Genomic DNA, 19,169 nt, shown 5'->3' on the forward strand with positions numbered 1-19,169 from the left:
GGTGGATGGCACCGGCTTTGCCGGTGTTCGCGGCTAAAGCCGCTCCTACATTTACAGCGTGAACCCGAAACCCGCGCGGTACCTGTGTAGGAGCGGCTTTAGCCGCGAAGAGGCCCTGGCAGGCTTACTCGGAGGGATGATCGCGCAAAAACACCAGATGATCCGCCTTGGACTGCTCGGCACTGTAATAGTACCCCTGCACATCGAACTGCTTGAGCTGCTCCGGGTCGCTGATGCGCTGCTGGATGACGAAGCGGCTCATCATGCCGCGGGCTTTCTTGGCGTAGAAACTGATGATCTTGTACTGGCCGTTCTTCCAGTCCTTGAAGTCGACGTTGATCACCCGTGCGTTGAGGGCGCTGCGTTTCACTGCGCTGAAGTACTCGTTGCTGGCCAGGTTCAGCAGCACGTCATCACCCTGCTCGGCCAGGGCCTGGTTCAGCCATTCGCTGATGCGCGTGCCCCAGAAGGCGTACAGGTCCTTGCCGCGGGCGTTGGCCAGCTTGGTGCCCATCTCCAGGCGGTAGGGCTGCATCAGGTCGAGCGGGCGCAGCAGGCCGTACAGGCCCGAGAGCATGCGCAGGTGGTCCTGCGCGTAGCTGAAATCGTCCTCGCCCAGGCTTTCGGCGTCGAGGCCGGTGTACACGTCACCCTTGAACGCCAGCAGTGCCTGCTTGGCATTGGCTGGGGTGAACTCAGGCGTCCAGCTGCCGAAGCGCGCGGCATTCAGGCCGGCGAGCTTGTCGGACAGGTGCATCAGTTCGCTGATCTGCGCGGGCGACAGTTCGCGCAGTTGCTGGATCAGTGCCTGGGAGTCGTCCAGGTACTGGGGCAGGGTGAAACGCTCGGTCACAGGCTTGGTGTCGTAGTCGAGGGTCTTGGCGGGGGAAATCACCGTCAGCATCGGGTCGGCTCCTGGCATCGTTGGTCGGGGATTCTACGGGGTGGGCGGTACAAGTCCAAACTATGGCGACGATAGTCACAGACCATGGCCGGTACAGGCGCTATAGTTCGCGTTTTGCCGTTACGGAGCCTTCCACCGTGCGCATTGCCTTTGCCTTGCTGGCCGCTCTGTCGAGCCTGGCCGTGCAAGCCGCCCCCGTACCCCCGGTCAGCCTCGACCGCAGCCTGTGGCCCGAGCAATTGAACAGCCCGGCGTTGTTCGATGTGGCATCGCGTGCAGAAATCCTTTCGTTCGCGCAAGTGCTGCACGAAAGCGAGCTGCTGGATGATGCGGCGCTGGCCACGCGGCTGGGCCTGCGGCAGATCAACTTGCAGAAGGTGCGCCAGGTGCGGGCGCGCCTGTGGCAGCGGTTGTGGGAGGGCTATCAACAGGCGCAACGCAGTTGCGAACAGGATGCGTCGTTCTGCTACCCGGTTGCCTCCATGGCAGATTTACGCACGCAGGCTGCGACGTTCGCGGCCGATGTCGGCACGTTCTATACCAGCTGGATCGAGCCGAGCCACCAGTTCCATGTGCGCTACCTGGACGAGCAACTGCGCAAGGCGGCCCTACTGCCGCAGACCAGCAGCGAAGTCGAGCGGCTGTCTTCACGCGAGCGCAACGGTGACGAACTGAACGACCGCATGTTCGTGCTGAGCTTCGTCGGCGGCCCTGGGCCTGAGGGTGGAAGTACCGATCTGCTGACTGATTATTTGCGCCGGCAGAAGCTCGAGGGCACATTCTTCGTACTCGGCAACCGCCTGCAACAGCGCCGTGATGGCGGGGCCGCGAACACCTTGCGCGATCTCTATCGCGGGCAATGCGTGGGCATCCAGGGGTGGGAGTACCGCTCCCATGCACAGTGGACCGGCTGGCAGGATTCCCTGCGGCGCAGCCAGGCGCGGGTCCAGGCCGACCTGCCGAAGCAATACGTGCCGCTGTTCCGGCCGCCCTATGGGCAACGCCGGGCCGATGGCGAGGCGTTCATGGCCAGCCAGCAATTGCGGGTGTCGTTGTGGGATATCGATGCCGAGGATGACGGTGCGCTGAGTGCAGAGGCCTCGGCGCAACGTGTACTGACCCTGATGCTGCTGTGGCGCAAGGGCGTGATCCAGTTCCATGACAGCCTGCCCAAGGCGCAGCCGGCAGTGGAGTGGTTGCTGCAAAACACCGCGCAGAGCGGCATTGGCTGGGAGGATTGCCGGGAATATGGATATAGCGAATAGAGGGTATGACTTCTGAGCGTAGTCCCGTCTGGCTTTGCCGCCAAGGGCCCTTCGTCATTCTGAAAAATAAACTTCAAAAACGCGTAAAAATGCTTTTTTTGGTCATGGTTTTTGCGGTATGAAGAAACCAGACAGCCGATTCCTGCAGCACAGGTGGCGTCATCCAGGCCCACCTTGGCAGGTTCACTTCCCGCCCGTAGCAACGCGGATACGGGGAGCACGGCAGTCACTTTGCGGCGCAGCAGACCGCGCCGTGTGGCTTCGACATAAGGTGACCGAGTATGGATGACCAAGGACGCAACCCTTCCTCCAGCAAGCCAATCCTCTATGTGCTCGATACCAACGTCCTGATTCACGACCCCAACGCATTACTCAACTTCGAGGAGCACCACGTCGCCATTCCGATGACGGTGCTGGAGGAACTCGACAAGCTCAAGACCGGTAAACAGACCATCGCCGCCGAATGCCGGCAGGCCATCCGCCTGATCGACCAGACCCTGGGTGACGCTTCGCCCAGTGATGTCGAACAGGGCGTGCCGATCCAGCGTAACAAGAGTGGGCCCAAGGGCTTCCTGTCCATCCTGATGAGCCCGCGCAACGAGCCCAGCAAGTTGCTGCCGGAAAACCTCAACGACAACATCATCATCAACACCCTGCTCGAAGTCCGCAGCCGGCGTACCGACCTGGACGTTGTGCTGGTTACCAAAGACATCAACATGCGCCTGAAGGCGCGCGCTTGTGGCATCGCTGCCGAGGACTACAGCACCGACCAGTTGGTCGATGACGTGTCCTTGCTGTCCAAGGGTTACCATTCGGTCACCGGCTCGTTCTGGGACCGGGTCAGCAAGGTCGACACGCGCCAGGAGCGTGGCCGTACCTGGCACCGCGTGCAGATGATCGACAACCTGCCGGCGGTGCACATCAACGAGTTCATCATCGACGAGCAGGGCTTTGTCGGCTGGATCAAGGGCATCCGCAACGATGAACTGCTGCTGCTCGACCTGCACCAGGAGCCGTTGCTGCACCAGGAAGCCTGGGGCCTGAAACCGCGCGACATTCACCAGAGCCTGGCGCTGTTCGCCCTGCTCGACCCGGACATTCACCTGGTCAACCTGACCGGCGCTGCCGGTTCCGGTAAAACCATCCTGGCTCTGGCTGCCGCCATCGAGCAGACCATGGTCAGCAAGCGCTACCGGCGCATCATCGCCACCCGCAGCGTGCAGGGGCTGGACCAGGAGATCGGCTTCCTGCCGGGTACCGAAGCAGAGAAAATGGAGCCTTGGCTGGGCGCCATCACCGACAACCTCGAAGCCTTGCACATGGATGACGAAAGCACCCATGGCAGCGTCGAGTACATCCTTGAGCGTGTGCCGCTGCAATTCAAGTCGCTGAACTACATCCGCGGTCGCAGCTTCCAGCAGAGCCTGATCCTGATCGACGAGTGCCAGAACCTGACGCCGCACCAGATGAAAACCATCATCACCCGTGCCGGCTCCGGGTCCAAGGTGGTCTGCCTGGGTAACCTGGCGCAGATCGACACCCCCTACCTGTCCGCGACCAGCTCGGGCCTGACCTACCTGACCGAGCGCTTCAAGGACTTCCCCCATGGCGTGCACATCACCCTGCAGGGCGTGCCCCGTTCGGTGCTGGCCGAGTACGCCGAGTCGCATTTGTAACCATCGCCGGCCTCTTCGCGGGTAAACCCGCTCCTACAGGATCTGCACCCTACCTGTAGGAGCGGGTTCACCCGCGAAGGGGCCGAACCTGCCGACACATACCTCTGCTCAAACCTGACCCACAGGTTTACACTGCAGGCTCCCTTCACAGGAGCAGAGCAGTGCTGACACATCTTGATTCCCAGGGGCGGGCCAACATGGTCGACGTCACTGAAAAGGCCGTGACCGAGCGCGAGGCCACCGCCGAGGCACGGGTGCGCATGTTGCCGCAGACCCTGCAGATGATCGTCGATGGTGAACACCCCAAGGGCGATGTGTTCGCCGTGGCGCGCATTGCCGGTATCCAGGCGGCGAAGAAGACCAGCGACCTGATCCCGCTGTGCCACCCGCTGATGCTGACCAGCGTCAAAGTCGAACTCAGCGCCGATGGCGCGGACGCCGTGCGTATCGTCGCCCGCTGCAAGCTGGCCGGGCAGACCGGTGTGGAGATGGAGGCACTGACCGCCGCCAGCGTGGCTGCGCTGACGATCTATGACATGTGCAAGGCTGTGGATAAAGGCATGGTCATCGAGCAGGTGCGCCTGCTGGAAAAGCTGGGCGGCAAGAGCGGCCACTACAAGGTGCAGGCGTGATGAAAGTCAAAGTGATGTTCTTCGCTCGTTACCGCGAGTTGCTGGGCGTGGATGCCGAGCGGGTGGAAGGTGAGTTCAAGGTTGTCGACGATGTGCGCCGGGCATTGCTGGGCAAGGGCGGGCACTATGAACTGCTGGCCGAGCAGAACCTGATGTGCGCGCGCAACGAAGAATTGTGCAAGCTCGATGAGCCGCTGGAAGATGGCGACGAAGTGGCGTTCTTCCCGCCGGTGACCGGAGGCTGAACATGGCAGTGCGAGTGCAGGAACGCGCGTTCGACCCGGGGGCCGAGACCAATGCCATGCATGCGGCCAACGTGGGTGTGGGCGCGGTGGTCGGCTTTGTCGGTTATGTGCGGGACTTCAATGATGGCCGCGAAGTGGCGGGGATGTTCCTTGAACACTACCCGGGCATGACCGAAAAGGCCCTGGCCAAGATCGTGGTCGAGGCCGAGCAGCGCTGGCCGTTGCTGAAAGTGGAAGTGCTGCACCGCATCGGTGCGCTGGAGCCGGGTGAGCCGATTGTGTTCGTCGGCGTGGCCAGTGCCCATCGGCAGGCGGCATTCGATGCCTGCAATTTCATCATGGACTACCTGAAGACCCGGGCGCCGTTCTGGAAGAAGGAAAATACCCAGGAAGGGCCTAGGTGGGTGGAAGGCAGGCAGAGCGACCAGGATGCTGCTGAGCGCTGGTAGATTCTTGTTTGATGGCCGGGGCTTTGCCCCGGTTCGCGGGTAAACCCGCTCCCACAGTTGCTGCACAGGTTTCGGAAGCTGTGGAGTACCTGTGGGAGCGGGTTTACCCGCGAAGAGGCCGGCACAGTTCAGTGATGCTTGCGCGGCACCGGCTTCAGCAGCTCATCCGGCGGCATTTCGCACTTGATCTTGCGCCCCAGCAATTCTTCGATCGCCGGCAGCTGATAAGAATCATCCTCCCCGGCAAAGCTGATCGACACACCACTGGTACCGGCACGGCCGGTACGGCCAATGCGGTGCACGTAGTCGTCCGGGTCTTCCGGCAGGGTGAAGTTGATCACGTGGCTGATGCCATCGATGTGAATGCCACGCCCGGCCACGTCGGTGGCCACCAGCACGGTGATGCGCCCTTCGCGGAAGCTCTCCAGGGTACGAATGCGCTTGTGCTGCGGCACGTCGCCCGACAGCTGGGCGGCATTGATGCCGTCGCGCACCAGTTTTTCCTCGATGCGGCGTACTTCGTCCTTGCGGTTGGCAAACACCATCACCCGTTCCCATTTGTTCTGGGTCACCAGGTTGTACAGCAGCTTGTACTTGTCGCTGCCGGCCACGGCGTACACATGCTGTTCGACCGTTTCGCTGGCCACGTTCTCCGGCTCGATCTCGACGATGGCCGGGTTGGTGGTCCACTGCTTGGCCAGGTTCATCACGTCGTCGGTGAAAGTGGCGGAGAACAGCAGGGTCTGGCGCTCGCTTTTCGGCGGCGTCTGGCGAATGATCTGGCGCACTTGCGGAATGAAGCCCATGTCCAGCATGCGGTCGGCTTCGTCCAGCACCATCACCTCGACCATGTCCAGGTGCACCTCGCCGCGCTGGTTGAAGTCCAGCAGGCGGCCCGGGGTGGCCACCAGGATGTCGCAGTGGCGCGCTTCCAGGGCCTTTAGCTGCTTGTCGAAGTCCATGCCGCCGACGAAGCTCATCACGTTCAGGCCGGTGTACTTGGTCAGGGCCGCGGCGTCCTTGGCGATCTGCACCACCAGCTCGCGGGTTGGCGCGATGATCAGCGCGCGTGGCTCGCCCATGTAGCGTTCCTTGGGCGGTGGCGTCTGCTGCAGCTGGGAAATGATCGAGATCAGGAACGCGGCAGTTTTGCCGGTACCGGTCTGGGCCCGGCCAATGGCGTCCTGGCCACGCAGGGTGAAGCCCAGTACCTGCGCCTGGATCGGCGTGCAGTACGGGAAGCCCAGGTCGTGGATGGCGTGCATCAGCTCGTTGGACAGCTTGAAGTCGTGGAAGCGGGTCTTGCCTTCCTGCGGCTCGACCACGAAGTCTTCCGGCTTCCACAGGCTGGCCTGCGGCTTGGGCTTGCGCTCGCGACGCGGTTTGTCCTTGGCCGGTTTCTCGGTAGCTGGCGTAACGGCGGCAGGCTGTTCAGCCTTGGGAGCAGGGCTGGCGTGCGCGGCGGCCGGTATGGCTGCAGGCCGGGCCTCGCTGGCGGGCGCGGGCGCCGGTGGCGTCACGCTGGCAGCAGGAGCGACGGCCTGTGGCGCGGCGTCTCCCTTGCCGAATATTTTCTTGAGTGCCTTGAGCACGATCGTCTCATCAACTGGTTAAGGAATGTACGCCGGGCAGTGTAATGCAAGATTCGGGCGCGGCGTAGCGGAATAGCCCTACAACTACAAGCGGTAGGCGCTTATTGCAGTTGCTTGGCCAGCCATTCGTGGATGTCGTTCAACTCTTCGACCACCACTTCGTGTTCCATCGGGTACTCGTGCCAGCGGGCGGCCACGCCCCAGGTGTTCAGGTACTCGAAGGCCGTGCGGCCCATCGACGGGATTACCACCGGGTCGTGCACGCCATGCAGGCACAGGGCCGGGGTGCGTTGCTGGCAGGCACTGAGCTGGTGCTGGTCGTTGAAGGTGGGGGCGTAGGTGGACAGGGCGATGACCCCGCCGAGTGCTTCTTGCCACTTTATATACGCCGTGTGCAGTACCACCGCGCCGCCCTGGGAGAAGCCGGCGAGGAAGATCCGCGACAGGCTGACGCCTTTGGCCTGCTCGGCCTTGATCAGGGCAACCACCTGCTCGGCAGATTCTTCCAGCTGCGCTTCGTCAATGGCACGGGCCGGGGTCATGGCCTTGATGTCGTACCAGCTGGGCATGGCGTAGCCGCCGTTGATGGTCACCGGGCGGGTTGGTGCCTGGGGCATGATGAAGCGCGTGCTGAGCAGGCGCTCCTGCATGAATTCGGCCACAGGTAGGAAGTCGTAACGGTCGGCCCCCAGACCGTGCAACCAGATCACACAGGCGTCAGCGGTTTTCTGTGGTTCGAGAATCAGCGGGTTGGTCATGACTGCTCCGAAAGTGTGCGGGTCTTGTTATGGCGTGCGTGAAAAGAAGGCGCTGGAAATGATTGTCGGAAAAAGAATGTCGCAACGATACAACTTTCCCTACTTGACGAGCGCTTAAACGCTACAGCCAGAAAATGTGGTACGCGCTTTGCAATTCAACCTGCGATGCAAAGGGCAGGCCGTGACGGTAACACCCTTTGTAAGCGAAGGCTGTCACAGAACAGTCCATTGCGCCAATTGACCCAATAACAAGCCAATACGGGTCGGACATGCCTCAAAAGGGTGCGGTGCAATTCCGGCTCGATACAACAAGAGCGATTTGGAGGTTGTGAATGAACGTGTTGAAAACCACCCTGGCAGTCCTTACCGCTGCCGCCGCGCTGGGCGCCGTGAGCACTGCCCAGGCCGGCGCCACCCTGGATGCGGTAAAGAAGAAGGGCTTCGTCCAGTGTGGCGTGAGCGACGGCCTTCCAGGCTTCTCGGTACCTGATGCGCAAGGCAAGATCGTCGGCATCGACGCCGATGTGTGCCGCGCCGTAGCCGCCGCCGTGTTCGGCGATGCGACCAAGGTCAAGTTCAGCCAGCTCAACGCCAAGGAACGCTTCACTGCGCTGCAGTCGGGCGAAGTCGACGTGCTGTCGCGCAACACCACCTGGACCAGCTCGCGCGACGCCGGCATGGGCCTGGTGTTCGCCGGTGTCACCTACTATGACGGCGTCGGCTTCCTGGTCAACAAGAAGCTGGGGGTTTCCAGCGCCAAGGAGCTGGACGGCGCGACCATCTGCATCCAGGCCGGTACCACCACCGAGCTGAACGTGTCGGACTTCTTCCGTGCCAATGGCCTGAAGTACACCCCGATCACCTTCGATACTTCTGACGAGAGCGCCAAGTCGCTGGAGTCCGGCCGTTGCGACGTGCTGACGTCGGACAAGTCGCAGCTGTTCGCCCAGCGTTCCAAGCTGGCGGCGCCGACCGACTATGTGGTGTTGCCGGAAACCATCTCCAAGGAGCCGCTGGGCCCGGTAGTGCGCAAGGGCGACGAAGAGTGGTTCAGCATCGTCAAGTGGACCCTGTTCGCCATGCTCAACGCCGAAGAGGCAGGCATCACCTCGAAGAACGTCGAGGCTGAAGCCAAAGCCACCAAGAACCCGGATGTTGCCCGCCTGCTGGGTGGCGACGGTGAGTACGGCAAGGACCTCAAGCTGCCCAAAGACTGGGTAGTGCAGATCGTCAAGCAAGTCGGCAACTACGGCGAAGTGTTCGAGAAGAACCTGGGCCAGAGCACCGACCTGAAGATCGACCGTGGCATGAACGCCCTGTGGAACAACGGCGGCATCCAGTACGCGCCACCTGTGCGCTGATGGTTGCACCCTGCGGCGGCATCCGGCCGCCGCAGGTTGTTCGAATCCCTATTTTTCGGGGCATTTCATGCAAAATCAAATTGGCGCACCCAAGGGGCTTTCCCTGAGCGACCCGCGCGTGCGCGCCTGGCTGTTCCAGATACTCACGATCGTCTTCGTGGTCGGCTTGGGCTGGTACCTGTTCCACAACACCCAGACCAACCTGCAGCACCGGGGTATCACCTCGGGTTTCGACTTTCTTGACCGTAGCGCCGGCTTTGGCATCGCCCAGCACCTGATCCCCTATGTGGAATCCGACAGTTATGCGCGGGTGTTTGTCATCGGCCTGCTCAATACCCTGCTGGTCACCTTCATTGGCGTCATCCTGGCGACCATCCTGGGGTTCATCATTGGTGTGGCGCGGTTGTCACCGAACTGGATGATCAACAAGCTGGCGACTGTGTATGTGGAAACCTTCCGCAACATCCCGCCGCTGCTGCAGATCCTGTTCTGGTATTTCGCCGTGTTCCTGACCCTGCCGGGACCGCGGGGCAGCATCAACATCGACGACCTGTTCTTCATCAGCAACCGCGGCCTGAACATGCCGGGCGCGTCCATGGCCGAAGGCTTCTGGCCGTTCGCCGTAGCCCTGGCGGTGGCGATTGTCGCGATCGTGCTGATGGTGCGCTTCGCCAACAAGCGCTTTGACGAGACCGGTGTGCCGTTTCACAAGTTCTGGGTCGGGCTGGCGTTGCTCATCGTCATTCCAGGCCTGAGCGTGCTGCTGTTCGGCAGCCCGGTCAGATGGGAAGTGCCGCAGCTCAAGGGCTTCAACTTTGTCGGTGGCTGGGTGCTGATCCCCGAGCTGCTGGCGTTGACCCTGGCGCTGACTATTTATACGGCTGCCTTCATCGCCGAAATCGTGCGCTCCGGTATCCGTTCGGTCAGCCATGGCCAGACCGAAGCCGCGCGCTCGCTCGGCCTGCGCGAGGGCCCGACCCTGCGCAAGGTGATCATCCCCCAGGCACTGCGGGTGATCATTCCGCCGCTGACCAGCCAGTACCTGAACCTGGCGAAGAACTCGTCGCTGGCGGCCGGTATCGGCTACCCGGAGATGGTCTCGCTGTTCGCCGGTACCGTACTCAACCAGACCGGCCAGGCCATCGAGGTGATTGCCATCACCATGAGTGTCTATCTCGCCATCAGCATCAGCATTTCGCTGCTGATGAACTGGTACAACAAGCGCATTGCGCTGATCGAGCGGTGAGGATACGCCCGTGAATGCCCATGTTTTCAAACCCGATATGCCGCCACCGGTGAAAACCGTCGGCGTGCTCGCATGGATGCGTGCCAATCTGTTCTCGAGCTGGCTCAACACCTTGTTGACCCTGTTTGCCATCTACCTGGTGTGGCTGATCGTGCCGCCGTTGCTGCAGTGGGCGTTGATCGACGCCAACTGGGTTGGCACCACCCGCGCCGACTGCACCAAGGAAGGCGCCTGCTGGGTGTTCGTGCAGCAGCGCTTCGGCCAGTTCATGTACGGCTACTACCCGGCCGAGTTGCGCTGGCGTGTGGACCTGACCGTGTGGCTTGCCGTGCTCGGCGCCGCGCCGCTGTTCATCAAGCGCTTCCCGCGCAAGGCCTTCTATGGCCTGGGCTTCCTGGTGCTGTACCCGGTGCTGGCCTACACCCTGCTACATGGCGGCGTACTGGGCCTGGATAGTGTACCGACCAGCCAGTGGGGCGGGCTGATGCTGACCCTGGTGATCGCCACGGTGGGTATCGTCGGCGCCTTGCCGCTGGGCATATTGCTGGCCCTGGGGCGGCGTTCGAAGATGCCGGCGGTGAAGGTGGTGTGCGTGACCTTCATCGAATTCTGGCGCGGCGTGCCGCTGATCACCGTGCTGTTCATGTCCTCGGTGATGCTGCCGTTGTTCCTGCCCGAGGGCATGAGCTTCGACAAGCTGCTGCGGGCGATGATCGGTGTGATCCTGTTCCAGTCGGCGTACATCGCCGAGGTGGTGCGCGGTGGCCTGCAGGCCATTCCCAAGGGCCAGTACGAAGCCGCCGCAGCCATGGGCCTGGGCTACTGGCGGGCGATGGGCCTGGTGATTCTGCCGCAAGCGCTAAAACTGGTGATCCCCGGCATCGTCAACACCTTCATTGCCCTGTTCAAGGACACCAGCCTGGTGATCATCATCGGCCTGTTCGACCTGCTGAACAGCGTCAAGCAAGCCGCCGCCGACCCGGCCTGGCTGGGCATGGCCACCGAGGGCTATGTGTTCGCCGCCCTGGTGTTCTGGATTTTCTGTTTCGGTATGTCCCGCTACTCCATGCACCTGGAGCGCAAGCTGGACACTGGCCACAAGCGTTAGGAGTTTCGAAATGAGTGAAGCGATCAAGCAGCCTGCCGGCCCCGAAGGCATCATCCAGATGCAGGGCGTGAACAAGTGGTACGGCCAGTTCCATGTGCTCAAGGACATCAACCTGAACGTGCGCCAGGGCGAGCGTATCGTGCTGTGCGGGCCGTCCGGTTCGGGCAAGTCCACCACCATCCGTTGCCTCAACCGCCTGGAGGAACACCAGCAGGGGCGCATCGTGGTCGATGGCGTGGAACTGACCAACGACCTTAAGCAGATCGAGGCCATCCGCCGCGAGGTGGGCATGGTGTTCCAGCACTTCAACCTGTTCCCGCACCTGAGCATCCTGGAGAACTGCACCCTGGCGCCGATGTGGGTGCGCAAGATGCCCCGGCGCAAGGCCGAGGAAATTGCCATGCACTACCTGGAGCGGGTGCGTATCCCTGAACAGGCACACAAGTACCCGGGGCAGTTGTCCGGTGGCCAGCAGCAGCGGGTGGCGATTGCCCGGGCGTTGTGCATGAAGCCGAAGATCATGCTGTTCGACGAACCGACCTCGGCGCTGGACCCGGAAATGGTCAAGGAAGTGCTCGATACCATGGTCGGCCTGGCCGAGGATGGCATGACCATGCTCTGCGTCACCCACGAGATGGGCTTTGCCCGTACGGTGGCGAACCGGGTGATCTTCATGGACAAAGGGGAGATCGTGGAGCAGGCGGCACCGGATGATTTCTTCGACCGGCCGCGCAGCGACCGGACCCGGCTGTTCCTGAGCCAGATTCTGCATTGATGCTGTTGGGGCTGCTAACGCGGTCCCTGTAGGAGCGGCCTTGTGTCGCGATCGGGCCGCAACGCGGCCCCAGGGATATATGCTGCGAAGCTGAAATCCTGGGGCCGCTACGCGCCCCATCGCGACACAAGGCCGCTCCTACACGGGGCGTGTACTGAGCGTTACTTCTCTTCTTGTGGGGCAGCCGGTGCCGGTGGCGGCCGTAGCCCCACCTCGGCCACCAGCTTCAGCTGCTGCCCATTGCGCATCACCTCGATGGTGATCTTCTCGTTAGGCTTGATCCGCGCCACCTGGTTCATCGACTTGCGCCCGTCACCCGCCGGTTCGCCGTTGATGCTCAGGATCACATCACCCAGTTGCAGCCCGGCCTTGGCTGCCGGGCCTTCGCGGAAGATGCCCGCCACCACGATGCCTGGGCGGTCCTTCATGCCAAACGATTCGGCCAGCTCCTGGCTCAGCGGCTGCACTTCGATACCCAGCCAGCCACGGATCACCTGGCCGTGCTCGACAATCGACTTCATCACCTCCAGCGCCAGTTTCACCGGGATGGCGAAGCCGATACCCTGCGAGCCGCCAGACTTGGAGAAGATCGCGGTATTGATACCCACCAGGTTGCCGTTGGCATCCACCAGCGCACCACCGGAGTTGCCCGGGTTGATCGCCGCGTCGGTCTGGATGAAGTCTTCGTAGTTGTTCAGGCCCAGCTGGTTACGGCCAGTGGCGCTGATGATGCCCATGGTCACGGTCTGGCCGACGCCGAACGGGTTGCCGATTGCCAGCGTCACGTCGCCAATGTGAATGGTGTCGGAACGGCCGATGGTAATGGCGGGCAGGTTCTTCAGGTCGATCTTCAGCACCGCCAGGTCGGTTTCCGGGTCGCTGCCGATCACCCGGGCCAGGGTTTCGCGGCCGTCTTTAAGGGCCACGACGATCTGGTCGGCGCCACTGGTGACGTGGTTGTTGGTCAGCAGGTAGCCTTCGGGGCTCATGATCACCGCCGAACCCAGACTCGATTCCCAGCGGCGCTGCTTGGGCAGGTTGTCGCCGAAGAAGCGGCGGAACTGCGGGTCTTCGAACAGCGGGTGGGCGCTTTTGTTCACCACTTTGGTGGTGTACAGGTTGACCACCGCCGGGGCGGCGAGGGTCACGGCGTCGGCGTACGACACCGGGCCCTGCATGATCCGCGTGGTCTGCGGGGCCTGCTGCAGGTTGACGTCCTGGCTGGGCAGGCCGACCCATTCCGGGAAACGCTGGATGATCAACATGGCGATCAGTACGCCGGTAAGCAGGGGCCAGCCAAAGTAACGCAAAGCCTTGAACATGAACGGATCCTGGAAAGAGCGGGGGCCAGCGGCCGCGCGGTGGGGCATGAGCGCGCGCGATCATACACCGGTTCCCCCAGTGCCGGCGACGGCCCATAATGGCCGGCATTATACGGGCGTTCCCTCTGCGTTGTGCCCGGGAAAAGCGCAGTTTTCGAGGAGATTTTCATGGCCGTCGCTCTAAACACCCTGGTCGAGGAAGCCGAGCGTTACCTGGGCAGCGCGAAGATCCAGGATTATTGCCCCAATGGGTTACAGGTAGAAGGCCGGCCGCAGGTCAGCCGCATTGTCAGTGGCGTTACCGCCAGCCAGGCGTTGCTGGATGCGGCAGTCGAAGCCGAGGCCGACCTGGTGCTGGTGCACCATGGCTACTTCTGGAAGGGCGAAAATCCCTGTATCACCGGCATCCGCCAGCGCCGGTTGAAGACCTTGCTGAACAACGATGTCAGTCTGCTGGCCTTCCACTTGCCGTTGGATGTACACCCTGAGGTGGGCAACAACGTGCAACTGGCGCGGCAACTGGACATTACCGTCGAAGGGCCGCTGGACCCACAGAACCCCAAGGTGGTCGGGCTGGTCGGCTCGCTGGCCGAGCCGATGACCGCGCGCGACTTTGCCCGGCGGGTGCAGGAAGTGCTGGGGCGTGAGCCGTTGCTGGTCGAAGGCGACCAGATGATACGCCGGGTTGGCTGGTGCACCGGGGGTGGGCAGGGCTACATCGATACGGCGATTGCTGCCGGGGTCGATCTGTACCTGACCGGTGAGGCGTCGGAGCAGACCTATCACAGTGCCCGCGAGAACGGGGTCAGCTTCATTGCTGCCGGGCACCATGCCACCGAGCGCTATGGGGTGCAGGCGCTGGGTGATTACCTGGCGCGGCGGTTTGCGGTGGAGCACCTGTTTATCGATTGCCCGAATCCTATCTGACATCGGCGTCGGCCTCTTCGCGGGTAAACCCGCTCCCACAGGGACTGCACTGACTCAGGCTTGGTGCGATCCTTGTGGGAGCGGGTTCACCCGCGAAGAGGCCGGGCCTGCCACCCCAAACCCCCAGTCATATCGTTAGACGCTTTCGATCTATCCAGCCGCCTAAATAGAAGCTACCGCTGTGATAAAGTGGCTCGCTCGAACACGGCCCGCAGGCCGTCCATAAGATCGTTTTTCGTGAGTAGCCATGGTCGACAAACTGACGCACTTGAAACAGCTGGAGGCGGAAAGCATCCACATCATCCGCGAGGTGGCGGCCGAGTTCGACAACCCGGTAATGCTGTACTCGATCGGCAAGGATTCCGCCGTGATGCTGCACCTGGCGCGCAAGGCCTTCTTCCCGGGCAAGCTGCCGTTCCCGGTGATGCACGTCGACACCCAGTGGAAATTCCAGGAGATGTACAGCTTCCGCGACAAGATGGTCGAGGAAATGGGCCTGGAGCTGATCACCCACGTCAACCCTGAGGGTGTGGCGCAGGGCATCAACCCGTTCACCCATGGCAGCTCCAAGCACACCGACATCATGAAAACCCAGGGCCTGAAGCAGGCGCTGGACAAGCATGGTTTCGACGCCGCCTTCGGTGGCGCGCGCCGCGACGAAGAGAAGTCGCGGGCCAAGGAGCGTGTCTATTCGTTCCGTGACAGCAAGCACCGTTGGGACCCGAAGAACCAGCGCCCCGAGCTGTGGAACGTGTACAACGGCAAGGTCAACAAGGGCGAGTCGATCCGTGTCTTCCCGCTGTCGAACTGGACCGAGCTGGACATCTGGCAGTACATCTACCTTGAAGGCATCCCGATCGTGCCGCTGTACTTCGCCGCCGAGCGTGAAGTCATTGAGAAGAACGGTACCCTGATCATGATCGACGACGAGCGCATTCTCGAGCACCTCTCCGAGGAAGAGAAAGCCCGCATCGTCAAGAAGAAGGTGCGTTTCCGTACCCTCGGCTGCTACCCGCTCACGGGCGCTGTCGAGTCGGAAGCCGAAACGCTCACCGACATCATTCAGGAAATGCTCCTGACGCGCACTTCCGAGCGCCAGGGCCGGGTCATCGACCACGATGGCGCCGGTTCCATGGAAGACAAGAAACGTCAGGGCTACTTCTAAGCTTCAAGTTACAAGCGGCAAGCTGCAAGACAGAAGCGGAGCGAGTAGTTTCTGAATTTTGTGGACTGCCGCCTGCATTGCGGGCGTACAGGGAGTGCCTGCAGTGGATTTTGAGAAGTTGCTGGTTTGGCAGAGAAGTAAAAATTTAGCTGTTGAGATGTATCGGGCATTCGCGGGGTGTCGGGATTTTGGTTTCAGGTCCCAAATCACTCGAGCAGCAGTTTCGGTTCCCTCCAATATTGCTGAGGGAATGGAGCGCAGAGGGATGCGGGAGAAAGCATGGTTCCTAACTGTGGCGAAGGCATCCTGCGCAGAATTGCGGACCCAACTGATCATCGCTGGTGAAATTGGTTACTTGCCTGCTGAATTGGCCAACGACTGGATTACTGAAACCCGTGAGCTATCCAGAATGCTTGCTGGGTTGATCAACAAAATTTCTAACTAGCTGTACGCCGACAAGCTTGCTGCTTGAAGCTTACAGCTTGGAGCTTGAATGCAATGAGTCATCAATCCGATCTGATCAGCGAGGACATCCTCGCCTACCTGGCTCAGCACGAGCGTAAAGAACTGCTGCGTTTCCTCACCTGCGGCAACGTGGATGACGGCAAGAGCACCCTGATCGGGCGCCTGCTGCACGACTCCAAGATGATCTACGAGGACCACCTCGAGGCCATCACCCGTGACTCGAAAAAGTCCGGCACCACCGGCGAAGAAGTCGACCTGGCGCTGCTGGTAGACGGCCTGCAGGCCGAGCGTGAGCAGGGCATCACCATCGATGTCGCCTACCGCTATTTCTCCACCGCCAAGCGCAAGTTCATCATTGCCGACACCCCGGGCCACGAGCAGTACACCCGCAACATGGCCACCGGTGCGTCCACCTGCGACCTGGCGATCATCCTGGTCGATGCCCGCTACGGCGTGCAGACCCAGACCCGCCGCCACAGCTACATTGCCTCGTTGCTGGGCATCAAGCACATCGTGGTCGCGGTCAACAAGATGGACCTGAAAGGCTTCGATGAAGGCGTGTTCGAGTCGATCAAGGCCGACTACCTGAAGTTTGCCGAAGCCATCAACCTGACCCCGAGCAGCCTGCACTTCGTGCCAATGTCGGCGCTCAAGGGTGACAACGTGGTCAACCATAGCGAGCAATCGCCGTGGTACAGCGGCCCGACGCTGATGGAAATCCTCGAAACCGTCGAGGTTTCGGCTGACCGCAACTTCACCGACCTGCGTTTCCCGGTGCAGTACGTCAACCGCCCGAACCTGAACTTCCGCGGCTTTGCCGGCACCCTCGCCAGCGGCGTGGTGCACAAGGGCGACGAAATCGTCGTACTGCCGTCGGGCAAGAGCAGCCGGGTCAAGTCCATCGTCACCTACGAAGGTGAACTGGAAAACGCCGGCCCGGGCCAGGCCGTGACCCTGACCATGGAAGACGAGATCGACATCTCCCGTGGTGACCTGCTGGTTCACGCCGACAACGTTCCACCGGTCACCGACCAGTTCGACGCCATGCTGGTGTGGATGGCCGAGGAGCCGATGCTCCCGGGCAAGAAGTACGACATCAAGCGCGCCACCAGCTACGTGCCGGGCTCGATTGCCAGCATCACCCACAAGGTGGATGTGAACACCCTCGAGAAGGACGCTGCCAGCGCCCTGCAGTTGAACGAGATCGGTCGCGTCAAGGTATCCCTGGACAGCGCCATTGCCCTGGACGGTTACGACAGCAACCGCACCACCGGTGCGTTCATTGTCATCGACCGCCTGACCAACGGTACCGTCGGCGCCGGCATGATCATCGCCCAGCCAGTGCTGCCGCATGGCAGCACCGGCCAGCATGGTAAACAGGCCCACGTGTCCACCGAAGAGCGCGCCCTGCGCTTTGGCCAGCAGCCGGCTACCGTGCTGTTCAGCGGCCTGTCCGGCGCTGGCAAGAGCACCCTGGCCTATGCCGTGGAGCGCAAGCTGTTCGACATGGGCCGTGCGGTGTACGTGCTCGACGGCCAGAACCTGCGCCACGACCTGAACAAGGGTCTGCCACAGGACCGCGCCGGCCGCACCGAAAACTGGCGCCGCGCCGCCCATGTGGCGCGCCAGTTCAACGAAGCCGGCATGCTGACCCTGGCCGCATTCGTTGCCCCGGACGCCGAAGGCCGCGAACAGGCCAAGGCGCTGATCGGCAAGGAGCGCCTGGTGACCGTTTACGTCCAGGCCTCGCCACTGGCCTGCCGCGAGCGCGACCCACAGGGCCTGTATGCTGCTGGCGGTGACAACATCCCGGGGGAAAGCTTCCCGTTCGATGTGCCGCTGGACGCGGACCTGGTCATCGACACCCAGTCGATCAGCGTCGATGAAGGCGTCAAGCTGGTGCTGGACGTACTGCGTCAGCGTGGCGCGATCTAAGCGCTGGGCTGCAAGAAAAACCCCGCTTCGGCGGGGTTTTTTTTGTGTTTGTCACACGTAAAGTGCCTCTTTTGCTGCGTGTAATGTCCATCCCTATCTATTTCATACTACAAGTCATGTCGCCTTTTCCTACAGTCCTGGGCGACGCGTCCGACTATTGGGTAGGAAACCGTTCGCTCACTCTGTGTGCTTCTGAGTATAAGGAAGCCTAGCGATGAAGTTCTCCCATCTTTTCGCAGCATTGACGTTGGTATCGGCTGTTGGGTTATCGGCCATGGCACACGCAGATCTGGGAGCCAAATGTTGCCCTTTCAGTGATAAGAGTCTGAAAACCGACATAGAGCGTTTGCTGAATTCCACGGACACCTTGCAGCAGATTCAAGGCGTGCGGATGAAGTGGATAGCGTCCGGTCGTAATGACATTGGGGTGATCGCACAGGACGTGCAAAAGGTCTATCCGGAGCTGGTGCATGAGAAGGATGGGCTGCTGACGGTGGACTACGAAAAGCTGGTTGCACCTTTGATCGAGGCTGTCCGTGAACTGGATCAGCGCGTAAAGACTTTGGAGAAGGCCGGCGACTCGCACTAGCAGCTCATTCAGCAGATTCAAAGCTGTCCCAGCGCGTAACCTGGCCCCGCCGTGGCGTCGGGGCTGGTGCGCTTGTCGGTGGGCCTGGAGGATGTCTATCGAGTGCCGCGTACCCTGTGGGAGCGGGCGAGCCCGCGAAGAATGTGACACGGTGTATGGCACCGGCTGTGCCGGTGTTCGCGAGCATGCCCGCTCCCACAGGTCCCTGCTAAATCAAAGAGCTATATGTTGGTTCTGTGCAGGGGAGGCGTTGTATTTACATGTTGACTAATTGACAAGTTGACATTGTGTATGAGGGGCCTGTCCTGTCCACAACAAGCCTGTTCAGGCCTGGGGAGACCCGCATGACTACCGCTACTCGTGACTCGATCCACCCGGGGTTCGCCTGCATTGAAGCTGCCAAAGCAGCATTGAGACAGCGCTTCGAGGAGCATCTTGCACGTGCGTTGGAAGCGGTAGTGCTGAAAGCGGTAGGCCCTTGCGGACGAGAAGGCTTTTGCTGCCCTTGCCAAGGTAGATGTTGAAGCGATACGCAGTGTTGCAACGCGCAATCAGGAGGCAATCGCCAGGATGAAGGTGCGCGCATTCGAGCGTGTAGCCAGCCGTTGCGAGTTGCTGGAGTGACTTTGTGAATGCTTTTAAAGATGGGCAGTAAAACCTGGCCTTCCCAACAGATTCGGCTTGTGCCTCTACTCCACTGCTACACCCAGGCTGTCTAGAAACTCTATTACCGTTTCTCCGTTCTCTAGAACGGC

The 19,169-nt window shown here is 61.5% G+C and carries 18 protein-coding genes; 14 read left to right on the forward strand and 4 right to left on the reverse strand.

Features of this window, described 5'->3' with window-relative positions; genetic code table 11:
• Positions 1-124: 124 nt before the first annotated feature.
• Positions 125-904, reverse strand: a complete 780-nt coding sequence (yaaA, locus tag IAE39_RS10405) for a peroxide stress protein YaaA (protein ID WP_201201982.1) — start codon at positions 902-904, stop codon at positions 125-127.
• A 137-nt stretch (positions 905-1,041) separates the two neighbouring features.
• Between yaaA and IAE39_RS10410 the strand changes: the two genes are divergently transcribed.
• The 5 genes from IAE39_RS10410 (at position 1,042) to moaE (ending at position 5,171) form a co-directional block, all read left to right on the forward strand.
• Positions 1,042-2,169 (forward strand): polysaccharide deacetylase family protein, encoded by a 1,128-nt coding sequence (locus tag IAE39_RS10410; protein ID WP_201201983.1) that lies wholly within the window; start codon positions 1,042-1,044, stop codon positions 2,167-2,169.
• Positions 2,170-2,450: 281 nt separating this feature from the next.
• Positions 2,451-3,845 carry a PhoH family protein gene (locus IAE39_RS10415; protein ID WP_051098608.1) on the forward strand — a complete coding sequence of 465 codons (1,395 nt, stop codon included), beginning with the start codon at positions 2,451-2,453 and terminating at the stop codon, positions 3,843-3,845.
• Positions 3,846-4,006: 161 nt separating this feature from the next.
• Complete coding sequence (gene moaC / locus IAE39_RS10420) at positions 4,007-4,477, forward strand: cyclic pyranopterin monophosphate synthase MoaC (RefSeq protein WP_201201984.1); 471 nt, start codon at positions 4,007-4,009, stop codon at positions 4,475-4,477.
• A complete protein-coding gene (gene moaD / locus IAE39_RS10425) occupies positions 4,477-4,722 on the forward strand; it encodes a molybdopterin converting factor subunit 1 (RefSeq protein ID WP_201201985.1) in 246 nt (81 codons plus the stop codon). Before moaC ends, moaD begins: the two co-directional genes overlap by 1 nt.
• A gap of 2 nt (positions 4,723-4,724) precedes the next feature.
• On the forward strand, positions 4,725-5,171 hold the full coding sequence (gene moaE / locus IAE39_RS10430; RefSeq protein ID WP_201201986.1) for a molybdopterin synthase catalytic subunit MoaE: 447 nt from the start codon (positions 4,725-4,727) through the stop codon (positions 5,169-5,171).
• Positions 5,172-5,299: 128 nt separating this feature from the next.
• On the opposite strand, the gene rhlB is transcribed toward moaE, so the two are convergent.
• Together rhlB and IAE39_RS10440 are read right to left on the reverse strand one after the other, a co-directional pair.
• A complete protein-coding gene (gene rhlB, locus IAE39_RS10435; protein WP_201201987.1) occupies positions 5,300-6,763 on the reverse strand; it encodes an ATP-dependent RNA helicase RhlB in 1,464 nt (487 codons plus the stop codon).
• A gap of 101 nt (positions 6,764-6,864) precedes the next feature.
• Positions 6,865-7,521 (reverse strand): alpha/beta hydrolase, encoded by a 657-nt coding sequence (locus IAE39_RS10440; RefSeq protein WP_201201989.1) that lies wholly within the window; start codon positions 7,519-7,521, stop codon positions 6,865-6,867.
• A gap of 332 nt (positions 7,522-7,853) precedes the next feature.
• Between IAE39_RS10440 and IAE39_RS10445 the strand changes: the two genes are divergently transcribed.
• The 4 genes from IAE39_RS10445 to IAE39_RS10460 all read left to right on the forward strand — a co-directional run bounded on the left by IAE39_RS10445 (position 7,854) and on the right by IAE39_RS10460 (position 12,011).
• A complete protein-coding gene (locus IAE39_RS10445) occupies positions 7,854-8,882 on the forward strand; it encodes an amino acid ABC transporter substrate-binding protein (protein ID WP_201201991.1) in 1,029 nt (342 codons plus the stop codon).
• A 67-nt stretch (positions 8,883-8,949) separates the two neighbouring features.
• Positions 8,950-10,128: an amino acid ABC transporter permease gene (locus IAE39_RS10450; RefSeq protein WP_201201993.1), complete on the forward strand. Its 1,179-nt coding sequence runs from the start codon at positions 8,950-8,952 to the stop codon at positions 10,126-10,128.
• Between the two features lie 10 nt (positions 10,129-10,138).
• Positions 10,139-11,236: an amino acid ABC transporter permease gene (locus tag IAE39_RS10455; RefSeq protein ID WP_201201996.1), complete on the forward strand. Its 1,098-nt coding sequence runs from the start codon at positions 10,139-10,141 to the stop codon at positions 11,234-11,236.
• A gap of 10 nt (positions 11,237-11,246) precedes the next feature.
• Complete coding sequence (locus tag IAE39_RS10460; RefSeq protein ID WP_016498022.1) at positions 11,247-12,011, forward strand: amino acid ABC transporter ATP-binding protein; 765 nt, start codon at positions 11,247-11,249, stop codon at positions 12,009-12,011.
• Between the two features lie 161 nt (positions 12,012-12,172).
• Here the strand turns inward: IAE39_RS10460 and algW are convergent, their stop codons facing one another.
• Complete coding sequence (gene algW, locus IAE39_RS10465; RefSeq protein ID WP_201201998.1) at positions 12,173-13,333, reverse strand: Do family serine endopeptidase AlgW; 1,161 nt, start codon at positions 13,331-13,333, stop codon at positions 12,173-12,175.
• Between the two features lie 168 nt (positions 13,334-13,501).
• Here algW and IAE39_RS10470 point away from each other — a divergent pair, with 168 nt between their 5' ends.
• The 5 genes from IAE39_RS10470 to IAE39_RS10490 all read left to right on the forward strand — a co-directional run bounded on the left by IAE39_RS10470 (position 13,502) and on the right by IAE39_RS10490 (position 18,414).
• Positions 13,502-14,260 (forward strand): Nif3-like dinuclear metal center hexameric protein, encoded by a 759-nt coding sequence (locus IAE39_RS10470; protein WP_201202000.1) that lies wholly within the window; start codon positions 13,502-13,504, stop codon positions 14,258-14,260.
• Positions 14,261-14,507: 247 nt separating this feature from the next.
• Positions 14,508-15,425, forward strand: coding sequence for a sulfate adenylyltransferase subunit CysD (gene cysD / locus IAE39_RS10475; RefSeq protein ID WP_003251799.1), 918 nt, complete (start codon positions 14,508-14,510; stop codon positions 15,423-15,425).
• Between the two features lie 103 nt (positions 15,426-15,528).
• Complete coding sequence (locus IAE39_RS10480; RefSeq protein ID WP_201202003.1) at positions 15,529-15,870, forward strand: four helix bundle protein; 342 nt, start codon at positions 15,529-15,531, stop codon at positions 15,868-15,870.
• A gap of 53 nt (positions 15,871-15,923) precedes the next feature.
• Positions 15,924-17,825 carry a sulfate adenylyltransferase subunit CysN gene (cysN, locus tag IAE39_RS10485; RefSeq protein WP_201202006.1) on the forward strand — a complete coding sequence of 634 codons (1,902 nt, stop codon included), beginning with the start codon at positions 15,924-15,926 and terminating at the stop codon, positions 17,823-17,825.
• A gap of 214 nt (positions 17,826-18,039) precedes the next feature.
• Positions 18,040-18,414 carry a tail fiber domain-containing protein gene (locus tag IAE39_RS10490; protein WP_201202007.1) on the forward strand — a complete coding sequence of 125 codons (375 nt, stop codon included), beginning with the start codon at positions 18,040-18,042 and terminating at the stop codon, positions 18,412-18,414.
• Positions 18,415-19,169 lie beyond the last annotated feature (755 nt).

It is taken from the genome of Pseudomonas sp. S37, assembly GCF_016658545.1.
In the GTDB taxonomy this organism is placed as follows: Bacteria; Pseudomonadota; Gammaproteobacteria; order Pseudomonadales; family Pseudomonadaceae; genus Aquipseudomonas.

Excerpts from the sequence above, each read along its gene's own strand:
- yaaA (WP_201201982.1), bottom strand. The coding sequence starts at position 904 with ATGCTGACGGTGATTTCCCCCGCCAAGACCCTCGACTACGACACCAAG.
- IAE39_RS10415 (WP_051098608.1), top strand. The coding sequence starts at position 2,451 with ATGGATGACCAAGGACGCAACCCTTCCTCCAGCAAGCCAATCCTCTAT.
- moaD (WP_201201985.1), top strand. The coding sequence starts at position 4,477 with ATGAAAGTCAAAGTGATGTTCTTCGCTCGTTACCGCGAGTTGCTGGGC.
- moaE (WP_201201986.1), top strand. The coding sequence starts at position 4,725 with ATGGCAGTGCGAGTGCAGGAACGCGCGTTCGACCCGGGGGCCGAGACC.
- IAE39_RS10440 (WP_201201989.1), bottom strand. The coding sequence starts at position 7,521 with ATGACCAACCCGCTGATTCTCGAACCACAGAAAACCGCTGACGCCTGT.
- IAE39_RS10445 (WP_201201991.1), top strand. The coding sequence starts at position 7,854 with ATGAACGTGTTGAAAACCACCCTGGCAGTCCTTACCGCTGCCGCCGCG.
- IAE39_RS10450 (WP_201201993.1), top strand. The coding sequence starts at position 8,950 with ATGCAAAATCAAATTGGCGCACCCAAGGGGCTTTCCCTGAGCGACCCG.
- IAE39_RS10460 (WP_016498022.1), top strand. The coding sequence starts at position 11,247 with ATGAGTGAAGCGATCAAGCAGCCTGCCGGCCCCGAAGGCATCATCCAG.
- algW (WP_201201998.1), bottom strand. The coding sequence starts at position 13,333 with ATGTTCAAGGCTTTGCGTTACTTTGGCTGGCCCCTGCTTACCGGCGTA.
- IAE39_RS10470 (WP_201202000.1), top strand. The coding sequence starts at position 13,502 with ATGGCCGTCGCTCTAAACACCCTGGTCGAGGAAGCCGAGCGTTACCTG.
- cysD (WP_003251799.1), top strand. The coding sequence starts at position 14,508 with ATGGTCGACAAACTGACGCACTTGAAACAGCTGGAGGCGGAAAGCATC.
- cysN (WP_201202006.1), top strand. The coding sequence starts at position 15,924 with ATGAGTCATCAATCCGATCTGATCAGCGAGGACATCCTCGCCTACCTG.
- IAE39_RS10490 (WP_201202007.1), top strand. The coding sequence starts at position 18,040 with ATGAAGTTCTCCCATCTTTTCGCAGCATTGACGTTGGTATCGGCTGTT.